Annotated in this window: 18 protein-coding genes; 2 read left to right on the top strand and 16 right to left on the bottom strand. The window is 51.9% G+C overall.

All coding sequences use genetic code 11. From position 1 onward, the window contains the following. Positions 1-24: 24 nt before the first annotated feature. From BUE76_RS08450 to BUE76_RS08420, 7 genes are all read right to left on the bottom strand, one after another. Positions 25-828: a hypothetical protein gene (locus tag BUE76_RS08450; RefSeq protein WP_143157319.1), complete on the bottom strand. Its 804-nt coding sequence runs from the start codon at positions 826-828 to the stop codon at positions 25-27. Between the two features lie 206 nt (positions 829-1,034). After that, a complete protein-coding gene (locus tag BUE76_RS08445; RefSeq protein ID WP_073043956.1) occupies positions 1,035-3,458 on the bottom strand; it encodes a TonB-dependent receptor in 2,424 nt (807 codons plus the stop codon). A 123-nt stretch (positions 3,459-3,581) separates the two neighbouring features. After that, positions 3,582-4,220, bottom strand: coding sequence for a pseudouridine synthase (locus tag BUE76_RS08440; protein WP_073043954.1), 639 nt, complete (start codon positions 4,218-4,220; stop codon positions 3,582-3,584). 111 nt (positions 4,221-4,331) lie between these two features. Next, positions 4,332-5,045 carry a pirin family protein gene (locus tag BUE76_RS08435; RefSeq protein WP_073043953.1) on the bottom strand — a complete coding sequence of 238 codons (714 nt, stop codon included), beginning with the start codon at positions 5,043-5,045 and terminating at the stop codon, positions 4,332-4,334. Positions 5,046-5,196: 151 nt separating this feature from the next. Further along, the gene (locus tag BUE76_RS08430) at positions 5,197-5,820 is read right to left on the bottom strand and encodes an alpha/beta hydrolase (RefSeq protein ID WP_073043951.1); all 624 of its coding nucleotides are present in this window, start codon (positions 5,818-5,820) and stop codon (positions 5,197-5,199) included. 127 nt (positions 5,821-5,947) lie between these two features. Continuing rightward, positions 5,948-6,883, bottom strand: a complete 936-nt coding sequence (locus tag BUE76_RS08425) for a ring-cleaving dioxygenase (protein WP_073044064.1) — start codon at positions 6,881-6,883, stop codon at positions 5,948-5,950. Positions 6,884-7,107: 224 nt separating this feature from the next. Then, a complete protein-coding gene (locus tag BUE76_RS08420; RefSeq protein ID WP_073043949.1) occupies positions 7,108-7,689 on the bottom strand; it encodes a Crp/Fnr family transcriptional regulator in 582 nt (193 codons plus the stop codon). Positions 7,690-7,969: 280 nt separating this feature from the next. Between BUE76_RS08420 and BUE76_RS08415 the strand changes: the two genes are divergently transcribed. Beyond that, positions 7,970-9,214, top strand: coding sequence for a hypothetical protein (locus BUE76_RS08415; protein ID WP_143157318.1), 1,245 nt, complete (start codon positions 7,970-7,972; stop codon positions 9,212-9,214). A 57-nt stretch (positions 9,215-9,271) separates the two neighbouring features. On the opposite strand, the gene BUE76_RS08410 is transcribed toward BUE76_RS08415, so the two are convergent. The 7 genes from BUE76_RS08410 to BUE76_RS08380 form a co-directional block, all read right to left on the bottom strand. After that, positions 9,272-12,328: a sensor histidine kinase gene (locus BUE76_RS08410; protein ID WP_073043945.1), complete on the bottom strand. Its 3,057-nt coding sequence runs from the start codon at positions 12,326-12,328 to the stop codon at positions 9,272-9,274. A gap of 50 nt (positions 12,329-12,378) precedes the next feature. Further along, complete coding sequence (locus BUE76_RS08405; RefSeq protein WP_073043943.1) at positions 12,379-13,410, bottom strand: zinc-binding dehydrogenase; 1,032 nt, start codon at positions 13,408-13,410, stop codon at positions 12,379-12,381. Between the two features lie 239 nt (positions 13,411-13,649). Next, positions 13,650-14,537: an SDR family oxidoreductase gene (locus BUE76_RS08400; RefSeq protein WP_073043941.1), complete on the bottom strand. Its 888-nt coding sequence runs from the start codon at positions 14,535-14,537 to the stop codon at positions 13,650-13,652. Between the two features lie 112 nt (positions 14,538-14,649). Continuing rightward, the gene (locus BUE76_RS08395) at positions 14,650-15,396 is read right to left on the bottom strand and encodes an Fpg/Nei family DNA glycosylase (RefSeq protein ID WP_073043939.1); all 747 of its coding nucleotides are present in this window, start codon (positions 15,394-15,396) and stop codon (positions 14,650-14,652) included. Between the two features lie 145 nt (positions 15,397-15,541). Then, on the bottom strand, positions 15,542-15,964 hold the full coding sequence (locus BUE76_RS08390) for a secondary thiamine-phosphate synthase enzyme YjbQ (protein WP_073043937.1): 423 nt from the start codon (positions 15,962-15,964) through the stop codon (positions 15,542-15,544). A 149-nt stretch (positions 15,965-16,113) separates the two neighbouring features. Then, on the bottom strand, positions 16,114-16,887 hold the full coding sequence (locus BUE76_RS08385; RefSeq protein WP_143157317.1) for a DUF481 domain-containing protein: 774 nt from the start codon (positions 16,885-16,887) through the stop codon (positions 16,114-16,116). A 55-nt stretch (positions 16,888-16,942) separates the two neighbouring features. Continuing rightward, positions 16,943-17,947, bottom strand: coding sequence for a bestrophin family protein (locus BUE76_RS08380; protein WP_073043933.1), 1,005 nt, complete (start codon positions 17,945-17,947; stop codon positions 16,943-16,945). 127 nt (positions 17,948-18,074) lie between these two features. On the opposite strand from BUE76_RS08380, the gene BUE76_RS08375 reads away from it, so the two are divergent. Continuing rightward, the gene (locus BUE76_RS08375) at positions 18,075-19,106 is read left to right on the top strand and encodes an LLM class flavin-dependent oxidoreductase (RefSeq protein ID WP_073043931.1); all 1,032 of its coding nucleotides are present in this window, start codon (positions 18,075-18,077) and stop codon (positions 19,104-19,106) included. A gap of 121 nt (positions 19,107-19,227) precedes the next feature. Here BUE76_RS08375 and BUE76_RS08370 read toward each other — a convergent pair whose 3' ends face one another. Together BUE76_RS08370 and BUE76_RS08365 are read right to left on the bottom strand one after the other, a co-directional pair. Next, positions 19,228-20,634 carry an alpha-L-fucosidase gene (locus tag BUE76_RS08370; protein ID WP_245798365.1) on the bottom strand — a complete coding sequence of 469 codons (1,407 nt, stop codon included), beginning with the start codon at positions 20,632-20,634 and terminating at the stop codon, positions 19,228-19,230. 124 nt (positions 20,635-20,758) lie between these two features. Continuing rightward, positions 20,759-21,964 carry an ROK family transcriptional regulator gene (locus BUE76_RS08365; RefSeq protein WP_073043929.1) on the bottom strand — a complete coding sequence of 402 codons (1,206 nt, stop codon included), beginning with the start codon at positions 21,962-21,964 and terminating at the stop codon, positions 20,759-20,761. Positions 21,965-22,135 lie beyond the last annotated feature (171 nt).

Below are 22,135 nucleotides of genomic sequence, written 5' to 3'. Positions count from 1 at the left end.
GTTTAAAAACACTTGTTAGGCATATTACTCCACCACGCTGTTTTTAGCGATCTCCACCTCCGTAATCCAACCCAGTACCGGCTCATCGCTACCGCCACTGGCCGTTACAAACACATCCTGGCATATTTCTTCCTTGCCGCCTGCATTCCGTTCATCCATTCTTTTCTTGGCTTCCTGGAGGGTGGCACTCAGGGACACAAATGCAATACTGTTGGCCAGTATCTTCCGGATGCGTTCGCTGCCCTGCTCCTGCATGTCCTTCAGGGTACAGGTTTCGAAATTTGCGGCGTTCATCGCGGCAAACTCGGTGATGATGCTTTTGTGGATCACCATTCGTGCCTGGTCTTTCGAGGTAAGCAATACCAGGCGGTTGCGGTTTATGTGCTGCAAAAACTGCAACATATCCTTTACCAGGATAGTGGCTGCCAGATCCGGGCTATCATACCGCACCGTGTAGGCTTCGATGCGGGTCAACGGTATCATAGCATCTTTCACCGCAATGCTAGCCAGCTTTTTGTCGGAGGTAATCTTATCTACCAGGCTGCGCACACTTTCGTTGGCGGCCGTAAAATTTTCCTTGGAAAAATAAAAGGCCAGGATGGTACCCAGCCAGGTGCCCAGCAAAGGCAGGATTGATGCAAAAACAAACTGCAACACTTTCAGGCCATTGTCTACCATCTGGTCGGTTTCTGCTGCAGTGTCGCCCTTGCGAAATAAAACCACCAATACCAGTGCAATTCCCAAAGTGCCCAGCACACCGGTACATACCAGTACATACATCGTAATCTTTCTCGCCAGCAGGTCTTTGATGTCTTTTGGATTTGGCATGGAAGGCTTGGTTTTAAGTGATTGAAAGGTAAGTTTTTTGCTAAAATATTTAGCTTTTAAAGCCAATTATTTACCCACACCATGCAGGTGCCTGGGGCTGGTTAGGTGCGGCAAAAAACCCTGGAGGCTTGTGAAGCCTTCAGGGTTGACCGTAATGCGGAAATGAGCTGAAACCTATCATGTTTTCAAAACCTTATAGGTTTTGCTTAACCCTCCTCTCCTTCCATCTTTTTAGGTGCTGCCTTAGCCTGCCGGATGCGGTAATTCAGGGTCAGGTTGACCTGGCGGCGACGCATCTGCGACTCACCGTAGGTGTAGAAATTAGGCCCGGTGGTGATGGTGCGCATCCAGCGGCTGTTGAATACATCCAGCACGCTGAAATTGATGGTACCCTTGCCCTTGAACAGGTCCTTTGTGGCAGAGAAGTCGGTAAAGAAAACGCCCTTGCGACGGCCCTGGGCAGTACGCTGGGCAGCTTCATAGTTGGCCCGCAGTTGCAGCTCCACGCTTTTTGGCAGGCTGAAGCGGGAGGTTTGGCGGGTAAACCAGCTATAGGTGCTGGTACGGTATGATTTAATCAGGTTGCTGCCGTCAATTTCGGCCCGGAAAAAGTTGGCACTGGCATCCAGTTTCCACCAGCCATTCAGCTTGTATGACCCGGCAAACTCCATCCCCCATGCATGTTCGCTACGCAGGTTTTGCGGCAGCGTAATGCTGTTGCCCAGGCTGTCCACCTGCCGGATGCGTTCGATCTTCCCGGTGGTATTGCGGTAATACACACTCGAACTCAGCGAGCCTTTTTCAAACTCCTTGATATGACCGATCTCGCCTACATCGCTGAACTCGGGGTTGAGGTCGGGGTTGCCGCTAAAGAAGTTGCGGGCATCCGAATAGGTCATGAAAGGGCTCAGGTCATTATAAAAAGGGCGGCGCACCCTGCGGCTATAACTCAGCTGGATGGCATTGTCCCGGGGCATCTCGAGGCTTACATGGGCGCTGGGAAAAAGGTTGGCGTAATTGCGCGGATTTACCTGCGCCGTTTTTTCCAGTACCGTTTTTACATCCGTCCATTCGGCACGCAGGCCAGCCTGGTAGGAGAGCTTATTGGTCTTATTGGCCAGGATGCCATAAGCGGCATGTATGTTTTCATCGTAGTGGAAAATATCCTGCAGGCCCGGCAACGGGATATAAGTGCCGGCAGCATCTTTTTGAGCCACCACAAAATCATTGATCATCCGGCGAAAGCTGCTGCGCACGCCCGTTTCAAACTTCCCTTCCTTGCCCAGGGGCTGCACATAATCGGCCTGCAGCAGCCACTGTTTTTCATACTCATCATTCAGCGACTGTTGCAGCACCTGGGCGGTTGGCTGTGAGGAGGATGAGGAAACCGTTTGCTGGGTAAACAATTGGTTAGAGCTTTCCCAGTTGTCGATGTATTTCACCGTTGCAGTGAAATTGTGTTCGTCGGTGGCAAAGGTCTTCTTGTAATTGAGCGTGTACTCCGAGTTGGGTTCTTTTTCCTTTTCATCCTGTGTACGGAAGGTAATATCCTTTAAGTTGTTGAACACAAAATCGTTGTATTGGATATCGGCCGTACGTTTGGCGTCGCTGCGGCGGAACAGGTACGATGCCGTCAAAATGCTTTTATCGGAAAAATAATAATCAAGGCCGCCCCTGATATTATTGTTTAAACCTTTCAGGAGAAAATCGCCCGTTTGCCGGCTGATCAAGGTAGTATCACCGGTATACACTTCCTGGTAAATCTTGTTTTCACCCGGCTGATGGCGATAGGCAATCCCGTAGTTGATGAAAAAATTGAGTTTTTTATGGCGGTAGTTGAGGTTGGCGGCTGCGCCAAAATTAGCAGGGCTGCCGGTGATCAGGTCCACCGAACCATTAAAGCCCTGTCGCTTGTCTTTTTTCAAAATGATATTGATGATGCCCGCATTGCCTTCCGCTTCGTAGCGTGCCGAAGGATTGGTAATAATCTCAACCCGGTCAATCAGGTTGGCAGGCAATCCCTGCAGGCCGCCGCTACCCTTGATACCCACAATACCCGAGGGCTTGCCATCGATAAGGATGCGCACATTATCGCTCCCCCGCAGTTTAACGGCACCTTCGGGATCAACGGTTACCGAGGGGATATTGGTGAGCACATCGGTTGCTGAGCCGCCGGCATTGGCCAGGTCCTGCCCCACCGAAAAGATGCGTTTGTCCAAAGAGAGCTGCATATAGCTTTTTTCGGCCTGTACCGTTACCCCCTGCAAGGTGGTGGCGCTTGCCTGCAGGCCAACCCAGCCCAGGTCCTTCAATGCCTGTGCGGCCGAAAGCACAAATACGGCAGAGGTATCGGGTTTATAGCCTGCATACTGCACCACGGCGAAATATTTACCGGCAGGTACCTGCAGGGCAAAGGAACCCGACTCTTCGGCCACACCGCCTTTTGCCAGTTTTCTTTGTTCGGCGTGGAATACCTGGACCGTTGCTGCGGCCATTGGTTTGCCGGAGCCAGCATCACGCACCGCTCCTTTCACCAGCCCGGACTGGGCATTCAGGTTTTGCGATAAAAAGCAGGAAGATGTGAAGACAAGAAGAGCCTGAAGAGCAGTTTTAGTGCAGTAAGTTTTCATGACAGCAGTGGCAATGCAATGAGGAAATCCTGCAGCGCTTTCCCAATCGTTCCAATGCACCGCTACAGGGTTTCAAATTACACCAAAACACAATACGGCTTTCCAGAAATGTAGCTTAGACGTTTATAACCCTGCCTGGCATTTTGTTTCGGGGTCGACCAGGTGCAGCAGACTAAAGTATTGCTCCTGTGTATACTCCCGGATGGCGCCAGGTTGCAGCCCATCCAGGTGCAGGTCTTCGATGGACACCCGTATGAGGCGCATACAACGGTGACCTGCGGCGGCTACCATCTTACGCACCTGCCGGAACTTGCCTTCGGTGAGGGTAATGCGCAGCCAGCTGCTTTCAATCTGGGCCGCGTAAGCAAAGGGATCGGCAAATAACGCTTCGGGTTTGCTTACCACCTGCACATTGCAGGGCGGCGTGGTGTACACTCGGCCACCTTCTATTATTATTTCAATTCCTGTTTGTAACTGGTGCAGCGCAGCTTCTGTCACTTGTCGGCGCACCTGTACCAGGTAGGTGCGTTTGTGCGGGGTTTTACTTTCAAAAAGGAGGCGGGTGATGCGTTTGTCGGTGGTGAGCAAAAGCAACCCTTCGGAATCCTTATCGAGGCGGCCAATGGCATGGATGCCTTTGGGAAAAGAAAAATCCAGTTCGCCCAGCAGCCCCACCTTATCCCCGTCGGGACTAATAAACTGCGACACCATGCCACATGGCTTGTTGAGCACAAAATACTGATGCTGCACGGGGTCTTCCATAAAGGGCAAGATAAGACAGGGTAAAATTTCGGATGTAGGAATTCGGATTTCGGCAGTTGATGACAGTAATTAGCTTACTCCTGTTTTAAACTTCCGAAATCCGAAATCCTCTTACGCCTGGTTGATCACCGTTTCAATCACCAGGAAATGCGCACCTGCAGTTACATGAATGGGTACTTCGCCGGTTTCCCAAACGCCAATGCCATCACGTGGGTTGAGGTCGGTACCGTCCACGCGGATCTTGCCTTCAATAAGGAAGATGTACAGGCACTTGTTTACAGGATTGAAGGTGTAGTTCAACTCCTGGTCCGAATCATAATAACCAAGCGAAAGCTTTGCATTCTGGTTGATCCAGCAGTGGCCCTGCCCTTCTTCGTTGGACACAATCACCTGTAGTTTATTGAGGCGTTTGGCTTTGGGAAAACTGCGTTGCTGGTAACGCGGCGTGATGTTCTGCAATTTGGGCTCTATCCATATTTGCAGGAAGTTTACCTGTTCGTCGCCAACATTATACTCTTCGTGGCGCAGGCCGCTTCCGGCACTCATGATCTGAACACCGCCTTCTTCAATGGTGGTTTTATATCCCAAGGTATCAATATGGTTCATCTTTCCCTGCAGCAGCACCGATATGATTTCCATATTGCTGTGCGGGTGAATTCCAAAGCCATTGCCTGCCGCAACAAAGTCGTCATTGAAAGCTACCAGGGAGCCAAATGAAGTGCGCACCGGGTTGTAATAATCAGAGAAGCTGAAGTTGAAATTACTTTGCAGCCAGCCGATATCTTTTATACCGCGTTCTTCTTTGCGGAAGATTTGAGATTTCATGATTTTCGTTTTTTGATGGCAACAAGGATGCGTGTTGCACATTGGTTTTAACCTTAATAAAGCAGCGGGATTTTTGGAAGGCCGAAGGCAAAATGAAATAGCTGCAGGAGGATAGCCCCCTTTTTAATTTTGTCTTCGATTATTGCGGCTGCTATGCGTCAACAAATACAAGCCTGTTGGCTTCGTCCACTTCATCCTGGCTGATAGTATGTCCCATGCCGGGATACACTTTTACCATTACAGCCGCCTTCATGCTTTCCAGCAGTTGTGCAGAAGCCTGCACCCGCTCAAGCGGCACATGCGGATCGGGGTTGCTGGTACCGATAAAGATGGGCGTGCCGCCAAAATCGCCTGCATAGTTTTCGGGGTATAGCTGGTCGCCTACCAATCCTCCGGTGAAGGCCACCACCCCGCCATAACGTGCCGCATTGCGGGCAACAAACTCCAGGGTCAGGCAGGCACCCTGCGAGAAGCCGGCAAAATAGATGTCTTCCGCGGGTATGTCCTTGGCATGCAGTTGCAGCACCACCTGGTTGACCACCTGCAGCGCCGATGAAAGCCAGGGTTCGTTTTGTGCCGGCGGCGCCAGGAAAGAATAGGGGTACCAGGTATTGTTGGCCGCCTGTGGCGCAAGGATGGCAAAATCCGGTACATCGAAGTAACCTGCCAAGGAAATAATGTCTTCCGCACTGCCGCCCCTGCCATGGAGCAGGATCAGTACTTTGCGGCCTGCCGCAGGCTCATGGCCTGCGGTCTTTATGTCAAATGGATGCATGGTATTGAATTAGGTTGATAGAAGCTACGAGCTACAAGCTGCAAGCTACTGGAACAGGAATCAAGGGTTACCGTACGATGCGCATAACCAAAATAGTATAGGACAGTTATGCTGCTACCCTGCTTGCTTATTTCAAAACAGGAAGTGACTGCTCTATTTCGACCCTGTGCGCTTCATATTGCGCAGGCAGCTTGAGGTTGGTGCCCAACTCGGCTACTGGTTCATCAACGGCAAAGCCAGGGTTGTCGGTAGCAATTTCAAACAATACACCGCCCGGCTCGCGGAAGTACAGCGAGTAGAAATAGTTGCGGTCAATTTTACCTGTAATATTCAGGCCACTGGCAGCTACCTTTTCCCGGAATGCCATCAGGGCCTCCTCGTTGGCTGTACGGAAGGCGATGTGGTGGTTGGTACCGCCGGCATTGATACCCGCCTGTTCGTTGGGCGCCTCCACAATGTCGATAAAGTTGGCAGAATCTACTGCATCGGTTGCAAAGCGGTACCGGTTGCCTTCCTGCTTTTGAAATTGGTAACCCAAAACATCCGTCAGTATATATGCAGTAGGTTCCATTTTGCGGAGCGTGAGCACCACGTTGTGAAAGCCACGGGTAGCCACGTCTGTACTGATGGTTTCCGTTGTCCAGGGAGTGCGGTTATCACCGCTTTGGGGCACCACCATGGTCAGCAGCAACCCATCGGGATCGCGGAACTGGAAACTGGCTTCACCAAAATGCGAAACCTCGTTCAGTTGCAGCACGCCCTGTTGTGCAAAGCGCTCTTTCCAGAAAGCAAAACTATCCTTTGGTACGCTGTATCCAATTTCGGTAGCCATGCCGGTTCCCACCCTGCCCGGGCGAATGCCCTCCCAGGGAAAGAAGGTAAGGATGGTACCGGGACTGCCCACCTCGTTGCCATAGTAAAAATGATACGTGCCTGGATCGTCAAAGTTGACCGTTTTCTTCACCAGCCGAAGACCCAGTGTGCGGGTATAGAAATCATAATTACGCTGTGCTTGGCCTGCAATGGCTGTGATATGATGAATGCCTGATATTTTATCTTCCATGATGATAAGGTTTGTGTTGCTGCTGGTTGCATGCTCACCGGCAGGACACAAATCTATACCATCGTACAGGCCCGTCTTGTTAACCTGGGATAATTAATGGCTGCCGGGAGTTCAAAATGCAAAGTCTAAAGTTCAAAGTAAAGCCCCTGTGTATACAAGTGTTTGAAGCGATTGACCGGTGCACTACTCTTTCCGACTTTGAACTATAAACTATCAACTAATGACTAATCCTTCCTGCTCATCCTGCTTCTCAGGCGGCTGAGGCTTTCTTTGGTGATGCCCAGGTAAGCGGCAATCATGTGTTGGGGCACGCGTTGCAAACAATCGGGGTAAGCATCCATAAAACGCAGGTAGCGTTGCTCGGCAGGTTCGCTCAGCGATACCAGCAGCCTGCGCTGCGTGGCTACAAGATGGTTTTGGAGCAGCACCCTGAAATAATGTTCCAGCTTGGGCAGTTCTTGCAGCAGCCGGTCCCAGTTGTCGCGGGAGATCATCAGCACTTCGGCATCCTCAATGGCTTCCATGTTATACAGCGAAGCCTCGCCGGTAAAAAAGCTATAGAGGTCGGCCATCCACCACCCCTCGGATGCAAACTGCAGGATATGCTCCGCTCCTTTGTCATCGGTGGTGTAGGAACGCAAAATGCCCCTGGAAACAAAATACTGGTACCGGCAAACCTCGCCTTCCTGCAACAGGTACTGCCTTTTGCGGATGCTGCGCTGGCCAAACATGCTGTTGCACAGGTCCACTTCTGCTTCAGAAAGCCTAACCTGCGCTCCAATCTTCTTTTGCAATAGCTCAAACATTTCCGCCTAAATTATTTTTTTATCCCGGCCCGTACAGCAATCAGCACCACCTTGCAGCAGTTCAACCGCATACACATTTATATTAAATATCATACTTTATCCTATGCGATTCTGTAGGTACAAAGGGGTAAAGATCGCTATTTAACTAAGTGATCTTCGCTAGTTTTGCTGTTGTACCCTTTGATTTCGTACTGCCCGAAGCTAATCAAAAGCCAGTCTTGAGGTTACAGTTGGGCGATATCGAAAATGGGTGCAGCATCAAGCCAACACCACTGTTATCATGAGACCAAAAAACTGCACCCAGCTATTGCTATTGCTGGCATCCCTACTCTGCATTACCCACACCAATGCCCAGCGAAACGGCTCCGTCTACTACGACTCCACCTATGTTCGCAGCCGCAATCAACCACAATACAGGTCCTTTCTTGCAGGTACCAGTCATTACCCGGCGCCCTTGCGCAGCCAGTGGGAACTGGGTGTAAAAACCGGATCGATGATGGTAATGGGCGATGTGGGTGGAGAGCTTGTAAAACCAAGCTTTGGCATGCACCTCCGCAAAGCCCTGAACTATACCTATTCGGTTCGGCTAAGCTATACTTACGGCCAAACAGAGGGAATTGGTGCCGACATGAAAAATTCCTATCAACTAAATCCGGCCTGGGACGGATACAACGGGAAACATGTGTTTTACAATTACCAAACCACCACCAACGACCTTGCACTTGAGGGCATTGCCGTTTTGGACAATGTGAAATTTCACAGGAGCAACCGCAACCTGCGGCTGTATGTGCTTGCAGGCGTGGGCCTGACCACCTATCAAACCCGCGTAAATAAACTGGACGCCGCTGGCAGGTTGTACAACTTCAGACCCGTACTGAATACTATTGGCAAAAAAAGCAAACACCAAATCAGGGAGGAAGTGCGTGCCATCCTTGATGACAGCTATGAAACGGCTGCTGAAAACGATGGCAATACCAAACCCAAAGTGTTTGGTGTCACCGCCATGCCCCTGGCGCATTTTGGTGTGGGATTGGCTTTTAAATTGAACAACCGCTTAAACCTTGCCCTTGAAGAACGGTTCACCCTTACCAGCAGCGACCTGCTGGATGGCAACCAATGGGAAGACTCAGAGGTGGGTCCTCCTTTCAAGACCCGTTCCCGCGATGCATTGAATTTTCTTTCTCTTGGATTGAACGTCAATTTAGGCAGAAAAGCTACCGAACCTTTATGGTGGATCAACCCTTTGCAATACCCATACTCCGAGTTGCGCAACCCCCAGCAGATGCGGCTGCCCAGGGTGGTATTGCCCGATGCTGATGGTGATGGCATCACCGACCAGTTTGACCTGGAGCAAACGCCTGCCGGCGTTCCGGTGGACCAGCGTGGCGTAAGCCGCGATAGCGATGGCGACGGTGTACCCGATGCCATTGATAAAGAACCCATGACACCCACACAATGCCAGCCGGTAAATAAGGATGGGGTAGGTAAATGTCCCTGCCCGGAGGATTGTTTACCCAGGAAATAAATCAACAACTCATAAAAAAGCGCAACGAAACTGTTGCGCTTTTTTATGGCTCATACATCAACGTACCGGCACAGTAAGCATGATGGAAGTATCCCGTTTGCCGGTTTCGAAATTGAGGTGGGCATGTAGTTCGGAAGCCTGTGCTTCCATACTCCTGCGCAAAGCATGAATGCCGTTTGCTTCAGCATTACAATCAATTCCGGCGCAAAGAATTTTCAAACAAATCTTTGACCGTACATAATCAATATCTACCATGATGTGGGCGCCCCTGGCGTGCTGTGCCAGGGTATGCAAAGCTTCTTTGCACAGCACAAAAAAGTCATGGCGCACCTTCATGTCCAGTTGCAGGTCTTTTACCTTGTCATGTACAATAATGTCGATCTCCACACCGGTATTGGCCCTGAGGTTTTCGGCAAACTCGTAGATGCGCAATACCGTCTTTTGCATGCTGTCGTTACCCGGGTCAATGCTCCAAAGAATTTCATCCATGGTCAGCATCATATTGTAACTCTTGCCGCTGATCTCATCGATCAGTTCCTTGGAGCGCACCAGGTCCTTATCGGCTTTCATCTTAGCAATCTGGCTGAGCACGTTGATATTATTGAGCGTTGTGCTTACATCCTGGTGCAGGTGCATGGCAATATCGGAGCGAACATGGTACAGGGCCGCCAGGCGTTTTACCCGCTCCCGGTCGATGAGGAAGAGCACCAGTACTACCAGTGCCAGCAGCAGCAAAAAGAACCACCAGGTTTTCCAGAACGGAGGCGCAACATGGATGGTCAGAAAGACTTTTTCAGCACCATAACCACCCGACAGATGGCGGGTCTTTACTTTAAACTTGTATTGGCCCGGGGGCAGGAAAGTATAAATGGCCTGGTGGCGGCCATCACTTTTTATCCAGCCCGAATCAAAGTTTTCTAACTGGTAATAATAATCCAACTTGGTAAGCTGGTTGAAATTTAGGGCACTGAATTCCATGGCCACGTTGGCCTGGTTGTATTGGAGTTTGACAGCCTGCAGCGCCTGCAAGGAATCTACCGGCAGGGAACGGTTCATAAGTTTGAAATCGGTGAGCAGGGCCTTGTCAATAGGGTCGCGCAGTGCCGCCCTTGCAGGATCAAATACCACAAAGCTTTCGGCCGAGGTAAACAGGAGCCTGCCATCGCTTAAAACCTGTGCTCCAGCCACATTGAACAACTCGTTGAGCAAACCGTCACTTTGGTTGTAGGCAGTAAAGGAAAGCTTTGAGAGATCGGCACGACACAAACCGTTCAATGTACCCAACCACAGGTGACCTTCGGCATCTTTGGCTACACTTTGAATGGTATTGGTGGGCAGGCCCTGTGCCGTACTGATATGCGCCACACGGAGGGTATTCAAGTTGATAATATTCAGTGCCCCCGACACCACCACCAGTATGCTGTCGTTGTACTGGATGATGTCTTTTGGATTGTTGTTCCACAGCCGAAAGCCGGGCGGGTTGCGGGTGGTGATGCGGGCTTCAATCCTGTTTTGTTGCGGGTTTATTTTCAGCAGGCCCTCTCCTACTGCCGCCACCCAGATACTCCCCTTTGCATCGATAAACATTTTTTCAATCGTGCCCAACCTGGCAAACAAAACAAAACCTTTTGCAGGATCACCACCTGCCAGCTGCTGATCCCACTTGACCATATTGCCGGCCTGGTTGCCAAACCAAAGGTTGCCCTGCTGGTCGGCAACAATCTGCGTGATGGCCCTTTTCTCAAAAGGAGCGGGCTGCAGCAGTTGTGCCTTATGGCTTCGGGTATCCATCACCACCAGCTGGCCGCCCTGCAGGGCTATCCAAAGCTTGCCATTACGCAGATGCATGTCCCAAACCGATTTTCCTTTTACCAGTGCGGCAAGTGATGCGGGAAGGGGTACCGGCTGCATATGGCTATCGAAACAGTGGAGCCCCATATCGCGGAAGCCCACCCAAAGGTCGCCATTGGGCCATTGCAGTGCCGTTTGCGCCCTGCCTTCCACCGCGTTGCGCTCAGGTAGGGTGAGGGAATAGTTGTGAAACAACTGCGCATCCGGGTTGAACTGGTACACGCCATTGTCGGTGCACAGCCAGATATTTTGCTGCCGGTCTTCAAACATGGAGAACACCTGGTTGAACTTCAGATCGTGCTCCTTGCTATAATCCTTTTTCAGAAACTGTATGGGCTGTTTGCTTTGGGCATAAGTGGCCAAAAAAGGACGACCATACACCCACAACCGGCCACTTTGCTGTTGCAGCAAGGCGGTGATCTGGTGGTAACCCAAGCCGAAAGATTCGTGCAACTGGTGTTTGCTGCGCTGCCCGGTTGCCGGATCGTACACTTGCAACAAGGGATGTTTTTCGCTTTTTGGCCACTGCTCAAAAAATATCCGGCTTCTGGAATCGATAAAAAGGTAATTGACAAAACGCTCATGGCCATATGCGGCAATCAGCGGGTCATGTAGCGGATTATTGCGGTGAAAGGCTACCTGCTTTTGGGCCCTATCAAAAGCCACAAAACCAGAATCGGTGGCCAGGTAAAAACGATGGCTCTTCCGGTCCTGCATCAGGTGGTTCACCTTCCACCCTGCAGGGATGGGTACGGCTTTAGAAGGAACAAAATCCTGCTTTGCCGGGCGCCATTCAAAAAGCTTATTGGTCTTTTTTATAAACAGCAAAAGCCTGCCGTCGCCGGTAGATAGAAAGGTCTTGTCGACATACACGTTTTCGCTGTGCCAGTTGCGGATCGGCGTTTCGCGGTAGCGGAAAGTACGGGTATCGAATTGGCCTACTTTGTTATCAACGGTGATCACCCAAAGGGTTCCTTCCGGATCGAGGTATACATGTGCCACTTCATCGTAAGGCAGGGATGCGGGCTGCGCAGGATCGTGGTGGAAGGTGATGAATTTGTTGCCATCAAAACGTTGCAACCCATTACTGGTGGACAGCCAGATATATCCATTCCGGTCCTGCACCAGGTTGTTTACAATATTGGAGGCAAGGCCGTCGCGCAGGCCGTAATGGGTAAAAGCATAGCGTTCCGGAAGCTGCCCCAGGGCAAGCATGCAATACAGCAAGAAGAATATAACAAGGGTGCATTTGTGTACAGACATCAGTTTGGCGCTGACGAAATATAAACAAATTCACATGTATTTGCAGTTGTTCATTTGTGGGCCACCTGCACCACCACCTTACCTACCGTTTTCCCCTGCTGAAACAGCCGGATGGCATCGTGCATTTGTGCAAACGCAAACACATGCCCGATGTGCTGCGGCGCTAGTTGCAAGGCCTGCAGCTCCGCAAGGATGGCGTGCATCATTTCGGTTTGCTCGTACAGAAAAATCAGGTTGAACCCCATCAGGCTTTTGTTTTGCGAAGGCAGGTTCAGCGGGTCGATTTTAGGGCGGCGCAGGTAGCGCCAATATAGTTGCAGGTAGTTGGGCCTGCTGCCATGGCTGGTAAAGCTGGCACTGCCATAGGCTACCATCCTGCCCAGGGGCGCCATAGCCTCCCAGCTTTGCTTCAGGATGTCGCCTCCAATGCATTCCATAACGAGGGACAGCGGCCTGCCGGCAAGTGCCTGCGCCAGTTGCTGGGGAAAATCCTTACCCCGTACAATTACTGCGTCATAACCTTCCTCTGCCTTCAGAAAATCTTGCTTGGATGGGCTACCCACGGTACCGATGGTATAAGCGCCATATTTTTTGCAAATGCGGTTGGCCATAATGCCCACGCCGCCTGCCGCACTATGGATCAAAACGGCAGCGCCCTGTTGCAGGTTGCCCAGGTGGGTAAGGGCATAATAGGCAGTAAGTCCCTGCACAATAAAACCTGCCCCTTGCGCAAAACTCCACCTTGCGGGCAAAGGCACTAAATATCGGTGATCGATATTTAGGTGCGACACATAGCCGCCAAATTTGGTAGCCCCCATCACGCGGTCGCCTACCTGCCAGGCACCCGCTCCTGGGCCAACACCAATGATTTCGCCGGCAAACTCAAGCCCCGGAATAAAGCTGCCTTTTGGCGTGGCCTTGTACAATCCCTGCATGGCAAAGATGTCGGCGAAGTTGAGCCCGATGGCATGTACCGCCACGCAAACCTCGCCCACACCGGGTACATCTAAAGGCTCCTGTTGCAGCTTCAGGCTGTGAATGGCGCCTGCGTGGGGCATACGGTACACTTGCCGTTGGATCATAAGGGAGCAAATAAATTTGAGAGAGGACCACGGACGACAGACGACAGACCACTGGTGAAATCTATTGGTGGTCTGTCGTCCGTGGTCCAATTGCTTTCCAGGCAAGATAGGACTGTTTATAAAAGGGGTTTTAAAGCAAGCACCTCTATGCATAAAAAACACGAAGTACACACCCGGGAAACAGATCGCTCTATCCCTTTATGCGCCTTCGTGTTTATCAACTGAAATTTCGGTATTGCTTAAATGGTTGGTGTGCCGCCCGTTACCTGGATGGTAGAGCAACTCATATAGCTGCCTTCATCCGAGGCCAGCAGCACATAAGCACCCGCCAGTTCGGCGGGCTGTCCGGCACGCTGCAGGGCCGTGTCGCCACCAAAGTTTTTCACTTTCTCTTCGGGCATGGTGCTGGGGATCAGCGGTGTCCAGATGGGGCCGGGTGCCACGCAGTTTACCCGGATGCCTTTTTCGCCCCACATCTGCCCCAGGGCGGAAGTAAAGTTTTGAATGGCGCCCTTGGTAGGTGCATAGGCCAGCAGGTTGGGCGAAGGCTTGTAGGCCTGCACGGATGTAGTATTGATCACCGAACTACCCGGCTTGAGGTGGGGCTCGGCAAACTTGCACAGGTAAAACATGGCGTACACATTGGTACGGAAAGTACGGTCCCACTCTTCGGTGCTGAACTCCTGTATGGTGTCGTGGGTCATCTGGAAGGCCGCATTGTTCACCAGTATATCGATACCGCCCAGTTCCTGCACCGCTTTATCGATGATAGCCTGGCAGTGTGCTTCTTCCTGTATATCGCCGGGCACCAGCACGGCTTTGCGGCCGGCCTCCCGTACCCAACGGGCAGTTTCTTCGGCATCTTCATGCTCGTTGAGGTAAGAGATCAGCACATCGGCGCCCTCGCGGGCATAGGCGATGGCTACGGCGCGGCCAATACCCGAGTCGCCGCCGGTAATCACCGCCCTGCGGCCACTGAGCCTGCCGGAGCCTTTATAGGTTTTTTCGCCGTGGTCGGCCTGTGGGGTCATCTCCTTTTCGGTACCGGGCACCGACTGGTCGGTAACCGGGTAAGGCGGTTGTGGATGTTTTTCAACCGGGTTCTGCATGTTGTTATTTGCTGCCATTGTTTTCTGCTTTTTATGGAAAATGAATGCAGCAAATCATTCAGATACCGTGCCATGGCGCGGTAAGAAGTTGAGGCTTTGGTTAAGGCTGAGCGGGAATAGCACCCGGTATTCACCAGCTGGTGGCAGCATACAGTTGCTGGCAGGCTTCGCAGTAATAACAGGATCGGGCGGTTCTGCCCAGCTTCTCGCGGCGCAAGGGCAGCCCATCGCGGGCACAGCTCTCTTTGCGGTAGGCCAGCCAGTATTCCGGTAAGTGCCCTTCGCGTAAATGCTCCAGGTACAATTCGCTTTGGGCCACAGCAGCTGCAACAAGGCTGCGCAAAACAGGTTGTGGCATTTCGCCCACCACACTCAGCGGATGCACCTGCCGGCGGTACAACACTTCATTTTTTAGTCCATTGCCCATGCCTGCAAAAAGCTGCTGGTCCAAAAGCGCATCGCAGATCAGGACATCCGGTTTCAGCAACAATTTTCGCAAGATTTTATCGCTGCTGAAACCGGGATGCAACACATCAAAATGATGGTGTGCACATTCGGGCGGCAGGGAAAAAAGCAGCCGGCAACCGGTGGCATAAAAACGGAGCGTACCTGACTCAAATTCGAGTTCCAGCTCCAGCTTGCGGCTGGAGGATGTATCCACCAGGTAAGTACCAAAAAGCCCCAGGTGTATCCGCAGGAAAAAGGCAGGAAAACGAAAGAAGATCAGCTTGCCGTGGGTATTAATTTCCTGTAGTATTTCACCAGCTACCATTTCCAACAGGTAGCCACCGGTACTGCCTCGGGCATGCTGCACCTGCTCGCCGATAAAGACGCTTGCCTGCTCTTTGAGCCATATTATTTCGGGGCCTTCGGGCATGGTGTAGGGCTTGTAAAAATTTCCATGCCGGTGGGAATTGGGTATTGGGAATTGGGTATTAGGTATTGGTGAATGGTGAATGGTGAATGGTGATTGGTGATTGGTGATTGGCAAATACCCAATACCTAATTCCCAATACCTCCACCTAAACACCCCATGCAGTAATCACCAGGCTGCGGGCCCCGCCCCTATCGCGGTGCTCGCAGAGGTACAGACCTTGCCAGGTGCCTAAAGCCAGCTTACCCCGGTGAATGGGAATCATCACTGAGCTGCCCAGCAGGGAGGCCTTCAGGTGTGCCGGCATATCATCCGATCCTTCATAATCGTGTTTGTAATCGGGATCGTTTTCCCGCACCGTCTTGTTGAAAAACATTTCAAAGTCCTGCCGCACCGTAGGGTCTGCATTCTCGTTGATGGTGAGCGATGCCGAAGTGTGCTGGATAAATACCTGGCACATACCCGTGTTGATTTGTGCAATCTGCGGCAAGGCACGCAACACCACAGGCGTGATCAGGTGAAAGCCCCTCCGCTGTTCGGGTATCTGTATTTGTTGCTGGAAGATCTGCATGATGGCTGTTATTCTGTTGATGAAGGTTACTGCGGAAGTCAAAAGGCAAAAGTAGAATTCAAAAGGGGGATAGCGCTTCTGGCACTTATTCTTTAGTCTTTTGACTTATATAAAACATTCCTGCTAACCAATCCCTTTCCCTTTTGCCATTACTTGAACTTATACACAAAACCATTGCTCACACTATAGTTGATCCTTGGCGTACCTGCAGCCGGCTGTGCATCGTACAGGTAGCTCCAGTTGGTGGTAATGGTAAAATGACGGGTAGCCTTTACGTTCAGCGTAAGCTGGTTGAGCACCCTGAAATCGTTCAACCGGTTGACCAGAGGCTGGTAAAAAGTGGTGCTGGTAATGGTGAGCGGCTCGCTGGGCTGCCAGGTAAAGCTTGCGTAGAAATCGCCGCGCCAGTCGTCGTGAATCACCTCGGGACTCCGCTCCCGCTCGTGTTCAAACATCACCAGCGAGGCCGCGTACAGCCGCAGCTTTGGGCTTTCGTGCAGCTTGAACCGGGGCCCGGTGCCAAAGAGGGCCCGCAGGTCGATATTGGTGACGGTGTTTTGCTGCCACTGGGTAAAGGCTTCCCACCGCAGTACTTCGTTCAGCTTGCGGTTGTAGCGCAGGTGGTAAAACATGTTGTTGGAAAGGGTCTGGGCATTGCCCCGCAGCAAATTGTAATTGCCCAACAGCAAGTACAGGTCCTTTGCCGTTTTGTACTGCAGGTGCATGGTTGCATCCAGGTTGATGATTTCCTGAACGTTTTTTGTAAAAGTAAAAGTGGTACCCAGCGAACCCGTCCACCCGGTAGTATCCGAATGGATGCGCGAGTTTTCGATGTTGATGATCTGGGCCCTGGCATTACTTGCTGCCACACACAATATCAAGGCTGCAAGGGTCTTATGGATCAGGGGTAAAAATCGGCGCAAATCAGTTTGTTTGTGGTTAGCAAGGAGCAGCAACACAGGAACCCGATTGCTGCATTTACATCAGGATATTTTCTACAGGATAAATCTTGCCGGGCACATCTTTTTCGCCCAGCATTTCGCGCAAATCTATTTCAATGGTGCGGCAAATAGCCGTCATGGGGATATCATTGATGCTGTTTTCAAAAGGATTTTCACTCCGGTCGCCCACCACTTCCATCACGTAAAAGATCCAGGAAATGAGCACGCTCATGGGTATGGTGAGCCATACAAAATTGTGATCGATCCTGGCCATTTCGCCCACCAGCCCGAAGGGCAGCACCAGGGCCAGTATCCACACAAACAGTTCGCTGAAGATGGCATACTGCCTGGGAAAAGGATAGGTTTTGATCCGCTCGCAGGCGCCCTGCTGGTTGTACAGCTCGGTAAGCAGCCGCCCCAGTTCCACCTGCTTGAAGCTGTCGGTACAACCCTGTGCAGCCAGGCGCTGGAGGTGCTCGCTTTGCTGGCGCAGGATATGGGTAGCGGTATTGGCTTTGTTGTACAGCCGCTCGGCTTCATGCCCGTGCAAAAACTGCCTGATCTCATCCAGCAGGTTCTGGTTCACAAAAGGTGTCTGCTCCGCAACGATGTTTACAAAAGGATCTTCTTTATGCTCCCACACCCTGCGCTGGCGGAGCTGGATGCGCAGGGCATTGATCCAGGCAATATGGCGGTATACCAGCACCCGGCGGTGCTCCTGGATGGTATCGTTGTCGATGCTGGCGCTGGCTTGCAGATAATCCAGTACCAGCACGGTAAACGCCCGGCTGTAGTTAACGATGGCGCCCCACAGTTTGCGGGCTTCCCACAGCCTTTCGTAGGAGGAGTTGTTTTTAAAACCCACGTAAAAGGCCACCGCCGTACCCAGCAGGCTGATGGGTACAAAAGGCAGCGCCAGAAAGGTAAAACCGGCCACCTCGAACAAAAAAGTGACCAGGGTGGCATGCGCCAGGAAAGCCAGCTGGGGTTTCCAGGCAAATCGGAGGATGACGGCAGGGGAAAGGTTTCGGGCGGTATACATAAAGAACGATTGATGCGGTGCAGCCCGGCAGCTTAAAAAATTATGCCCTTTACAGCACAGGCAAGGCAAGGCCCAGGGTGCCGGCCCATATCACCCAAGGGCTTTACCTTCGTAAAAACTCAAAGGCATGGAATTAGGCGTAGGTATGTTTGGCGATCTGCACGTGGAAGGCGATGGCAAACTGCAACCGGCGCATCAGCGTCTGCAGGAACTGGTGGAGCAGATCAAACTGATGGATGAACTGGGACTCGACTTTTTTGGCTTGGGCGAACACCACCGGCCCGAGTACGCCGTATCTGTACCCGAAATGGTGCTGGCAGCAGCAGCTTCTGTTACAAAAAACATCCGGCTGGGCAGTGCGGTATCCGTGCTCAGCTCCTCGGACCCTGTACGGCTGTACCAGAATTTTGCCACCCTCGACGGGCTCAGCGGCGGCCGTGCCGAACTGATGGTAGGCCGCGGCAGCTTTACCGAGTCTTTCCCCCTGTTTGGCTACAACCTTGCCGACTACGACACCCTGTTTGAAGAAAAGCTGGAGCTCCTGCTCCAGATCAATAAAGAAGCCCGCATCAACTGGAAGGGCAAGCACCGGGCGGCCTTGGTCAACCAGGAAATCTTTCCCCGTGCGGTAAAAGATGCACTGGATATTTGGATTGCCGTTGGTGGCACACCGGAGTCGGTGGTGCGGGCAGCGCGGTTAGGCCTGCCGGTTATATTCGCCATCATTGGCGGCAACCCCGCGCAATTCCAACCCCTGTTTGATTATTACCGCCGCGGCTGGCAGCATTTTGAGCACCCCGCCGAAAAGCTCCAGGCAGGCGTACACATGCACTGCTTTTTTGGTACCGACAGCCAGCAAACCGCCGATGCCTATTACCCCCAGTATGCCGCGCAAATGAATCGCATCGGCCGCCAGCGCGGCTGGGCACCATACCAGCGCCAGCAGTTTGAACAAGGCCGCGGCCCGCAAGGTGCCCTCCTTATTGGCGAAGCCAATGAAGCCATCGAAAAAATCCTGTACCTGCAGGAAACCCTGGGCCTTACCCGCTTTGCCGCACATATGGATGTGGGTGGCCCTGCGCACCTGGACCTGATGAAATCCATTGAGATCTACGGGACGAAGATTGCACCCAAGGTGCGGGAGGCGCTGGGCAAGTAAGTGAGACCATGGACGATGGACCATGGATTTTGGACCACAGACAACAGACGACGGACCACATATGGAGTGCTTTTGTCGTCCGTGGTCTGTGGTCTACAATCATTCAACTAGCCAACAAAAACTATTCTGCTGGTTTGTAGGCAAAAGCCACCGCAGGCAGGCTTTCCTTGCTATCACGGACTGATGCCGGCAAAGTCACTATTACAGTACCACCTTCCTGTTTCCACTTCACCGTTTCGCCCGTTTGCAACAAAGTCATTTTGGTGCCTTTTGCAGGCAGGTTGTTTTGCCAGGATAGTTCTTTAGGTATCGCTGCATTTTCGGGCAGGCACACCAGTGCGTAGCGGGTGCCCGATTTTGGATTTTGGGTAAACCAGGTGTTGCCATCCTGGTAGTTGGGCGTAATACGGGTACCATAAATGGCAGCTCCGTTTTTGCCTGTCCATTTGCCAATTTGTTGCAAACAACTGACCGCTTCATCGGTCAGCATACCATCGCTTTTAGGGCCAACACCCAACAGGAGGCTGCCACCCTTGGCAGTTACTTCAATCAGGGTATGCACCACTTTGGCCGGAGATTTATACTTGTCGCCGGGCACATACCCCCAGTTGTTGGCCAGGGTCATACAGCTTTCCCAGGGATGCGGGAGTTGGGTGGCAGGGATGCGCTGCTCCGGCGTCTGGTAGTTCTCGTATGGGCCATGCACGGTACGGTCTACCATCAACAATCCGGGCTGGGCCTGGCGGGCCATGGCGGCAATGCGGGGCATATCAATATCCTGGCTCCACTCGGGGATGCGGGCGCCCCAGGAACGCACTTCATCATTTACGGTTTCCAGCGGCCGTACCCAGCCCCCGTCAAGCCACAGGATATCGATGCTGCCATACCCGTTCATCAGCTCGCTGATCTGGTTATAAGTAAAAGTCTTGTACTGGTTCCAGCGCCAGGGAAATTTCCGGATGTCGTAGTTGTTGTTGCGGTCGGCGGTGGCGTACTTGGGCCACCAGTAATATTCCGAATGCCAGTCGGGCTTGGAGTAATAGGCTCCGATCATAAACTGCTGTTTGCGAAATGCATCAAATACATGCTTGGCAACATCAGCCTTCGGGTTGTTTTTGAAAGGCCCGGCTGAAATCTTGAAATCCGTTTGCCTGGTGTCAAACATATTGAAGCCGTCGTGGTGCTTGGTGGTAAATACCAGGTAGCGCATACCAGCCTCTTTGGCTACCCTGGCCCATTCCTCGGGATTGAATTTTACCGGGTTGAATTGTGCATTTTGCCCCCAGTACCACTTCTTGTAATCTTCGTAAACGGTATTGCTGTCGCGGTCGATCCAGTCTTCCGAGCAGAGGTTCCACGACTCCATAATGCCCGGTACAGAATAAAGCCCCCAGTGAATGATGATGCCAAACTTCTGGTCCTGCCACTTGTCCAGTTTCTCCTTTACGGCAGCCTCCTTTGGCCACTCGTAAATACCCGATTGTGGGTGTACGTTTTGCTGGGCCGCTCCAGGTTTTACAAGGCCCATACAAAAAGCAAATAGCAAATAAGAAAAAGCTTTACATCCACGCATATCCTTTCTTTTTTCAGGCGAATAGTAATTGTTTTTGAACCCTTTCAGTATGGCCGCAACCGATTGGTAAACCCACCCGTCACTCAGTAGCATCAACCACCACGGTTTCTTTTCGGTGGTGGTAGTGGACCATCACCAATGCAGCGGCGCCAATCAGCTCCGCATGAAAACCCATGGAAGAGGTTTCAAGCACCGTGTGGGTCGCCAGCTTGGGAATACAGTGTTCGTTGATGGCCTGCTGAATAGGCGCCAGCAACATCTTGCCCGCAAGGGCGCCCCTGCCACTGAGTATTATTTCCTGTGGGTTGAGCAAATGTATGAGGATGGCTACACCCCGCCCGATATTGTACCCGGCTTCTGACAGCAAGCGGATGGCGAGTTGGTCGCCTTCCTGTGCCGCCGCTATCAGTACGGCCGAGGCCTGCTCCAGCCCTGCCATCAGGTCTTCTTCTTTCATGTGCGATACCGTACCGGAGGTTACGGCTTTGCGGGCCTTTTCCACCACCACCCGCAACGAGGACTCCGTTTCCAGGCAGCCACGTTTGCCGCAGCTGCACAATTTGCCGTTGTTGAACACAGGGATGTGGCTGAACTCGCCCGCCAGCCCATTATGCCCGCGGTACAGCTCGCCATTAAGTACCATGCCCAGGCCTGTACCCCACCCGATGTTCAGGATCATGGCATCCTTGGCTTTGCGGGCAGCACCAAAACGCAGCTCGGCAAGTGCTACCAGGCTGGAGTCGTTTTCGATGAAAACAGGCAGGCCTGTTTTATCCGTCATGAGCCGGGTGAGGCTATGTCCCTTGTTTTCAAAATAAGAATGGTTGATGCCTTTGCGCACATCCACAAAACCCGGCATGCCAATGCCCACACCTGCAATCTTGCTTTTGGCAATACCGGAGCCGGCAACCACTTCGTTGATCTTTTCTATCAGGATGGATAAGGCCTGTGCATTTTTTGCCAGGGGCAAATCGAACCGGAACGGACCGGAAACAGTGTTGTTGTGCATGTCCATAACGGCCACACGGGTAACAAATTGATCCATGGACACGGCAACGAGGTACACAACATCCTTACGTAGCGAATAGGTAAGCGGCCTACGGCCACCGGTAGAAGGTGCATAACCTTTCTCTTCTACCCAGCCTTCCTGTATCAGTTCATCAAGAATACGTGTGGTGAGGGGCAGGCTCCTGTGGATCTTCTCGCTCAACTCGGCGCAAGAAATGGTATTGGAAAAATACAGTTCCCTGATGACCTTACCCCTGTAAACACTTTGCTTTTCCATGTATTTGAACCTTGATGAATATGCGGGTTATTTAGCTTCGGCGCCCTGGCGTAGTGGCCAGCTTGCCGTTTGATTGAATAAAGCTTTGATAAAAAAGATTGAGGTCTAAACGCAGGATATTTTACGTCCCCTGACCACCTGTTTATAACTGAACATGTACGCTTCCATATA

This window comes from Cnuella takakiae (assembly GCF_001953305.1).
Classification (GTDB): Bacteria; Bacteroidota; Bacteroidia; order Chitinophagales; family Chitinophagaceae; genus Flavisolibacter; species Flavisolibacter takakiae.
The sequence above is the reverse complement of the archived record's forward strand: the minus strand, read 5'-3'. Positions and strand labels throughout refer to the sequence as shown.

What these genes read in the sequence shown, in the direction of transcription:
- BUE76_RS08390 (WP_073043937.1), bottom strand. Translation starts at nt 15,964, where the DNA reads ATGCAGATCTTCCAGCAACAAATACAGATACCCGAACAGCGGAGGGGC.
- BUE76_RS08430 (WP_073043951.1), bottom strand. Translation starts at nt 5,820, where the DNA reads ATGCATCCATTTGACATAAAGACCGCAGGCCATGAGCCTGCGGCAGGC.
- BUE76_RS08410 (WP_073043945.1), bottom strand. Translation starts at nt 12,328, where the DNA reads ATGTCTGTACACAAATGCACCCTTGTTATATTCTTCTTGCTGTATTGC.
- BUE76_RS08435 (WP_073043953.1), bottom strand. Translation starts at nt 5,045, where the DNA reads ATGAAATCTCAAATCTTCCGCAAAGAAGAACGCGGTATAAAAGATATC.
- BUE76_RS08370 (WP_245798365.1), bottom strand. Translation starts at nt 20,634, where the DNA reads ATGGGCCTTGTAAAACCTGGAGCGGCCCAGCAAAACGTACACCCACAA.
- BUE76_RS08415 (WP_143157318.1), top strand. Translation starts at nt 7,970, where the DNA reads ATGAGACCAAAAAACTGCACCCAGCTATTGCTATTGCTGGCATCCCTA.
- BUE76_RS08445 (WP_073043956.1), bottom strand. Translation starts at nt 3,458, where the DNA reads ATGAAAACTTACTGCACTAAAACTGCTCTTCAGGCTCTTCTTGTCTTC.
- BUE76_RS08400 (WP_073043941.1), bottom strand. Translation starts at nt 14,537, where the DNA reads ATGGCAGCAAATAACAACATGCAGAACCCGGTTGAAAAACATCCACAA.
- BUE76_RS08405 (WP_073043943.1), bottom strand. Translation starts at nt 13,410, where the DNA reads ATGATCCAACGGCAAGTGTACCGTATGCCCCACGCAGGCGCCATTCAC.
- BUE76_RS08425 (WP_073044064.1), bottom strand. Translation starts at nt 6,883, where the DNA reads ATGGAAGATAAAATATCAGGCATTCATCATATCACAGCCATTGCAGGC.
- BUE76_RS08440 (WP_073043954.1), bottom strand. Translation starts at nt 4,220, where the DNA reads ATGGAAGACCCCGTGCAGCATCAGTATTTTGTGCTCAACAAGCCATGT.
- BUE76_RS08395 (WP_073043939.1), bottom strand. Translation starts at nt 15,396, where the DNA reads ATGCCCGAAGGCCCCGAAATAATATGGCTCAAAGAGCAGGCAAGCGTC.
- BUE76_RS08365 (WP_073043929.1), bottom strand. Translation starts at nt 21,964, where the DNA reads ATGGAAAAGCAAAGTGTTTACAGGGGTAAGGTCATCAGGGAACTGTAT.
- BUE76_RS08375 (WP_073043931.1), top strand. Translation starts at nt 18,075, where the DNA reads ATGGAATTAGGCGTAGGTATGTTTGGCGATCTGCACGTGGAAGGCGAT.
- BUE76_RS08380 (WP_073043933.1), bottom strand. Translation starts at nt 17,947, where the DNA reads ATGTATACCGCCCGAAACCTTTCCCCTGCCGTCATCCTCCGATTTGCC.
- BUE76_RS08420 (WP_073043949.1), bottom strand. Translation starts at nt 7,689, where the DNA reads ATGTTTGAGCTATTGCAAAAGAAGATTGGAGCGCAGGTTAGGCTTTCT.
- BUE76_RS08450 (WP_143157319.1), bottom strand. Translation starts at nt 828, where the DNA reads ATGCCAAATCCAAAAGACATCAAAGACCTGCTGGCGAGAAAGATTACG.